Source organism: Nostoc cf. edaphicum LEGE 07299, from assembly GCF_015207245.1.
Taxonomy (GTDB): Bacteria; Cyanobacteriota; Cyanobacteriia; order Cyanobacteriales; family Nostocaceae; genus Nostoc; species Nostoc edaphicum_B.
Map to the genome: position 1 here is coordinate 1 of NZ_JADEXF010000334.1, position 5,272 is coordinate 5,272.

The 5,272-nt window shown below is 44.5% G+C and carries 5 protein-coding genes; all 5 read left to right on the forward strand.

Features of this window, described 5'->3' with window-relative positions; genetic code table 11:
- Positions 1 to 1,631, forward strand: a 1,631-nt coding sequence (locus IQ229_RS11890) for a thiamine pyrophosphate-dependent enzyme (RefSeq protein WP_194043927.1), incomplete at its 5' end; no start/stop codon positions are given.
- A gap of 147 nt (positions 1,632 to 1,778) precedes the next feature.
- On the forward strand, positions 1,779 to 2,924 hold the full coding sequence (locus IQ229_RS11895; protein ID WP_194043929.1) for a 3-oxoacyl-ACP synthase III family protein: 1,146 nt from the start codon (positions 1,779 to 1,781) through the stop codon (positions 2,922 to 2,924).
- 93 nt (positions 2,925 to 3,017) lie between these two features.
- Positions 3,018 to 3,770 carry a PEP-CTERM sorting domain-containing protein gene (locus IQ229_RS11900; protein WP_194043931.1) on the forward strand — a complete coding sequence of 251 codons (753 nt, stop codon included), beginning with the start codon at positions 3,018 to 3,020 and terminating at the stop codon, positions 3,768 to 3,770.
- Positions 3,771 to 4,050: 280 nt separating this feature from the next.
- On the forward strand, positions 4,051 to 4,611 hold the full coding sequence (locus tag IQ229_RS11905) for a PEP-CTERM sorting domain-containing protein (RefSeq protein ID WP_194043933.1): 561 nt from the start codon (positions 4,051 to 4,053) through the stop codon (positions 4,609 to 4,611).
- Positions 4,612 to 4,669: 58 nt separating this feature from the next.
- Positions 4,670 to 5,062: a chorismate mutase gene (gene aroH / locus IQ229_RS11910; RefSeq protein WP_228013402.1), complete on the forward strand. Its 393-nt coding sequence runs from the start codon at positions 4,670 to 4,672 to the stop codon at positions 5,060 to 5,062.
- Positions 5,063 to 5,272 lie beyond the last annotated feature (210 nt).

The following is a 5,272-nucleotide window of genomic DNA, read 5'->3' on the forward strand; positions in this document are numbered from 1 at the left end:
GTGTTTCAGGAGGCGGTATTGGGCCATTATGGGCAACATTAAACCGTAGCAGCATCGAATTGCTTCACTTTCGCCATGAATCAGGTGCAGCCTTTGCTGCTACCGAGGCTTATTTTGCCAGCGATCGCCCCGTCGTGGTATTCACTACTACAGGCCCTGGTATCACTAATGCTCTGACTGGGCTTTTTGCTGCCCGCGGGGAAGGAGCAAAGGTAATTTTCTTGTCGGCTGCAACCTCAACTGGAAATCGCGGTCGGGGAGCTTGTCAAGAAACCAGCGCCCACACAATGCCTTTCTCAGGAATTTTTACTTCAGGCCCACTATTCAATTACGCAACCATATTAGAGTCTGGAGATCAATTGCCAGAAATTTCTCGCAGACTTGCCCAAGGTTTAGCACAACCAGGCAGCTTTGTAGCCCATATTAGTGTTCCCACCCCAATACAGACGACACCATTAAAAGTACAGTTACCTCAACCAGCGTTTTCTCAATCTGTACCAACTGCGAGTGAAGAAGCGATCGCTGAATGTGTAAAGCTGTTATCAGCAGAATCCTTTGCTATCTGGGTTGGTTTCGGGGCGCGACACGCCGCAGAGGAAATCCGCCAGTTGGCAGAAAAAACTGGGGCGGCGGTAATGACATCACCTCGCGCCAAAGGCATTTTTCCAGAACATCATCCCCAGTTTATCGGTGTCACAGGCTTTAGTGGGCATTTATCTGTCCTGAAATATATGCAGGAACAAAGGCCGCAGCGCATACTAGTGTTGGGAACGCGCCTTGGTGAGCCGACTTCATTCTGGAGTCCAGCAATGATTCCTGTTAATGGGTTCGTCCATGTTGATATCGATCCGCAAGTTCCAGGAGTGGCTTATCCATCAGTAGAGACTCTCGCTGTTCACTCGGAAATCAAAGAATTCCTCAAAGCTTTATTAAAACACCTTCCAGAGCGTCTTAATTGGTTTCCCACTTCCTCACTACCGCGTCCTGAAGTCTACACAAATACTCAGCGCCCAAATGGCTTAGTGCGACCCGAAGCTCTGATGGATGCAATTCAACGGCTGATTATTGAGGGCAGTGATGCTTCAATCTTAGCTGAGGCGGGTAACTCCTTTGCTTGGGCAACTAATTTACTGCGATTTAACCAACCAAATCGTTACCGGATTAGTACTGGTTTTGGGTCTATGGGTCATGCTGCCACTGGGGTAGTTGGCACAGCACTAGGGCGAAAAGGTAAAGCCGTGGCGATTGTTGGGGATGGAGCAATGCTCATGAACAACGAAGTTAGCACAGCAGTGAAATTCGAGGTTCCAGCTGTCTGGATTGTCCTCAACGATGGACGCTACAATATGTGCGCCCAAGGAATGGCCTTGCAGGGGTTAAGTAGCAACGTCCCGATAGATACGGAGATACCGAGTACTAATTTTGCTGCGATCGCTAGAGCTATGGGAGCTGACGGCATCTGTGTTAATACCGAGTCTGACTTGGAAGCAGCCATAAAAAAAGCACTTACTTCTACTGTTCCATTCATTGTTGATGTGAAGATTGACCCAACCCGACCCGCACCTATTGGAGGTCGCATTCAAAGTTTGATTAACCAAGGAGCCATAGAAGCCAAAACAGGGCGTTCCTAAATCTGTGCATCTAATCATACCAACACAACATACGCAACAACTCTCTAAAACTCTTATTTCTTTGCGTCCTTAGCGTCCTTTGCGGTTCGTTTTCGTTTTTTCATTATTTTGTGTAACACCAAAAACAAAATCAAAAGGAGATTTGTCATGACAACATTAGAACCAGTAGGTATTCGCGCAGTCTCAGTTAACTTTCCTAGCATCATCCGCACAAATGATTACTACAGAAAGAATTTCCCCAAGATGGTTGCTGAGGCTGAACAAAAAACCCTGGCGAAACTTTTTGTACCCGATAATGCCACAGTTGATAGTGACGATGATATCTGGTCGCAAGAGGTAGCACCATATATGTCAGACCCCTTCCGTGGTACTGTGGAGCGAAGAGTGTTAGCTGCTGATGAGACTTCCCTTTCATTAGAATATCGCGCTGCTATCGATGCTCTCGAAGCCGCAAAGCTATCTCCTGAAGACATCGATCTGATGCTCGTTACTTCACTGTTTCCAGAGCAAATCACACCTGGGAATGCTGCCTTTCTCGCTGGGAAACTAGGACTACAAGGTGCGGCGTGGAATGTAGAATCAACTTGCACTTCAGCTTTAGTTTCGCTTCAGACAGCCTGTTCTTTGGTGCAAACAGGACAGTATCGCAATGTGTTAGTGGTTGTTTCAACTACCTACTCACGCTATACCGACGAAAATGATACTCTGGCGTTTTTATCAGGCGATGGTGCTGGAGCCTTTGTAGTTGGCAAGTTGAAACCAAACCAAGGTATTCTCGGTACGAAAATTGCCAATACTGCTGCTACCTGTGGAGCCTTCTATAATGAATTCACCACCGATGAGCATGGCAACGTCAAAATGTTCATCCGAGGCGGCAAGGGTGCAAGTAAGATGTTTAACGAGACAACGGTGAAGTTTATTCGTCTATGTTGCCACGGTGCGATCGCTGATGCTGGACTCACCTTAGATCAAATCAACTTTTTTGTTTTTAATACACCCAGTGCTTGGTATTCACGAGTTTGCATCCGCGCTCTAGGTATTGAGCCAGAGCTTACAATCAATATCAATCCTCTATATGCCAACATTGGGCCAACTTTTCCCGTTGCTAATCTCTATCACGCCGCCCACGCAGGTAAAATTCGTGAAAACGATCTAGTTCTCGTATATACAATGGGTTCGTCATCTAATGCTGGTGGTTGTGTGATGCGTTGGGGCGATGTCGCGCTAGGCCCTGCTCCTGCTCCCTCAGTCAGCCTTTCTCAACAAGAGGATAGAATTCTGATCCGTCACTAGGATTGTAGCCGTATATCAATCTGAGATTGTGCATAAAACTGTATTGCTATTCCCCTCACAATATCAGGATTATGTACATACAGATGGTATTTTATGAACCGCGTAGGCGTAGCCCGCCGTAGGCATCGCTTACCAAACAATGAAATTCCTAGTATTCAAGTATCGCTATATTGCGAGATAACTAAAATGGCTTTGTTGAAGAAATTCTCGATGGCTTCTGCTATCAGCGTCGCAGCATTTTTAGTTTTAGAAATGGTTGGCATAAATCCAGCCGAAGCTGCTCTTTTTAAATTTACTTTCGAGGGTGAAGGAGCAAATGGTTACTTCATTTATGATGATTCAGCTAATAAGATAGAACCTCTTGGGCCGAACTTTCCTCTTGCTGAGTATGATGGCTCAGTAGAAAAGTATTTTGTTAATGCAGGGAATATTCTGGCTCAGGGAACAAAAGGATCGCAGCAAGATATACATGATGAGGCCAGAAATATTGTTTATCTTGGGCGTGCCGGTAATTTGGGCTACGATGGTGGCGCTGATGACTTTATTCTTTACGTTCCTCCGGCTGCTCGTGGGCAGCAATACGGTTTATCAATTCGCTTTAGTTACCCAGAAGGAAGCTTTTCAAATTCTGTTGCCTTACGAACGAGCGTACTTGATACCGCTAGGCTCAGAGTTTACCCATACTGGGACTTTCCTAATGCGACGGGAGACTACACCTTTGAAGGAACTGTTAAAACAAAAATCGAGCAAATTCCTGAACCTGCATCTGTGTCTGCATTACTGGGAGTGGGTGCTTGGTTTATCTTCCGTCGTCAGCGCCGACAATTATTATCTGCACAGGATTAATTACACTGAGTCATCCGAGTATATTTAGGTCTTTTTCTGTTAGTTTGTTCGGTTTTATGCCATCAGTTTCAGAGGTATATTCGGCTCTTAATATGTGAGCTTTTCTAAAACCGAATTTATGAAATGGCGAAAACTTATTAACGCTAACAGTTTCCACTATAAGACTTTTTGGGTTAGTTTCAGTAACTATTTTGGCAATCAATCTTTTAGAAAGGTAATAAAAATGGTTCTATTAAATAAGTTATCGCTTTCTGCTATTTCAAGCGCAGCAGCATTACTCGTGTCAGTAACATTAAACGTAGATTCTGCTCAAGCATTATATAAATTCAGCTTCGAGGGTGAGGGAGTGAACGGTTATTTTACTTACGATGATACTACTATAGGAACTCCGAATTCACCGAACGCTACCACATATTTTGACGGGGGATATGATTATAAATTTGACTTAGGTGAGAAGGGAGTTTTCCAAGGAACTGTTGGTAATCCGATTGTTTTTTTACCCCGTCTTGAAGATGGTATTACAGCACCTGAAACCGACGATTTTCTTTGGGAGGTACGCGCTCCTCAACGACAGCCAGCGTCTGAGTTTGCTTTGGTGAACTATTTTCATTACCCAAAGGGTTCATTTGAGGGATCTACTGCTCTACGAACAACAGTCCCAAGTACTGCAATCCTTGATGTCTATCCAAATGTGGACTTTCCTAATTCAATAGGTAACTTGCTGTATACAGGAACTGTCCAAACCCGAATTGAGAAGGTTCCTGAACCTGCATTATTACCTGCATTGTTGGTAGTAAGCGCTGGGTTTATCTTTCGTCGTAGACCAAAATTAAGTACTTAAAGGTCAAATCAATATGGATAAGTTCACATTGCTTACACATACATATCAACAAACTAAGATGTCAGCGGCACTCGGAGAATGGCGGGTGCGGGGACTTCGGGGTGCAACTACAGTTAGTCACAACTCACCACAAGCGATCGCAGAGGCTGTGGATGAGTTATTGAATGCCTTAGAAGTCAACAATCCGCTAGATCCTGCCGAAATTGTTAGTGTCACTTTTTCCGCCACTCCTGACTTAGATGCAATATTTCCCGCGGCGGTGGCGCGTCGTCGTCCGGGGTGGGAGCAAGTTCCTCTGTTGGATGTGCAGCAAATGCAGGTAAACAGTAGCCTTAAATGCTGTATTCGAGTCTTAATTCACTTCAATACCCCTATACCTCAGAATGCATTACGCCCGATCTATTTGCACGGTGCTGCACAGTTACGCCCAGATTTAGCGATATTCAGTTAAGCGTAGCTTGCCCTTAGACATCGCTCTTTAAGACGGCAAACAAATTAATCATATATTTGAAAAGTCTTATGCTTCCAGAAAAGCTGAAAATAATTGACCAACAACTCATTGACTTACTAGGTAAAAGAATTGCCGTTTTGACTGAATCACAATCCATTTCTTTAGAGGAACAAATTAATAGTTTTGCATTTTCTTTAGTGCAGGCTCTGT

What these genes read in the sequence shown, in the direction of transcription:
- IQ229_RS11895 (WP_194043929.1), top strand. Translation starts at nt 1,779, where the DNA reads ATGACAACATTAGAACCAGTAGGTATTCGCGCAGTCTCAGTTAACTTT.
- IQ229_RS11900 (WP_194043931.1), top strand. Translation starts at nt 3,018, where the DNA reads ATGAACCGCGTAGGCGTAGCCCGCCGTAGGCATCGCTTACCAAACAAT.
- aroH (WP_228013402.1), top strand. Translation starts at nt 4,670, where the DNA reads ATGTCAGCGGCACTCGGAGAATGGCGGGTGCGGGGACTTCGGGGTGCA.